Raw genomic sequence first — 471 nt, 5'->3', positions numbered from 1 at the left:
CATCAGCCAGGGCTCCGACCAATACCTTGGGATACCGGCGAAGCCACCACTCGTCCTCGTCAATCCGGAAGAACTCACCGAGGGCTCGGCCGTCGTCCCAGACGGTTGCATCCCGGAACCGACGGTCAAGCTGTTCGACCTCCGCTCCCCACCGGTTGATGTCTACGGCCGGGAGCAGGATCCACGCCTGGTGCAGCCACTTCCGGGGAGAGAGATCGTTCAGGTACTCGTACACCATGTCGGTGTAGCCAGTCTCAATCTGACTCACTAGCCGAGCCCAGGACCGGACCCTCTCCTCAACGGTGAACGGCTGCCGCCAGCCGCGTGCATGCAAGATCTGCCCAGCGGTCCGACCGTCAGGCGCGGATGGGGGGACTGGCTTCTCAGGCTCGACCACGGCAGCAGCGTACCCGCGCGGGTGGTGGAGCGGTTTTGGCCGGTGTCCTGTCTGGTCTGGGTCCGAGCATGATC

General features: G+C 64.5%; 1 protein-coding gene. It reads right to left on the bottom strand.

The window, feature by feature from the left end; translation table 11 throughout:
* Positions 1-397: hypothetical protein (locus ABD323_RS42965; RefSeq protein ID WP_344447470.1), on the bottom strand; the 397-nt coding region annotated here is incomplete at its 3' end.
* Positions 398-471 lie beyond the last annotated feature (74 nt).

The organism is Kitasatospora nipponensis (assembly GCF_039528135.1).
Lineage (GTDB): Bacteria > Actinomycetota > Actinomycetes > Streptomycetales > Streptomycetaceae > Kitasatospora > Kitasatospora nipponensis.
Note: the sequence above shows the minus strand (reverse complement) of the source record. Positions and strands in the feature narration are given on the sequence as shown.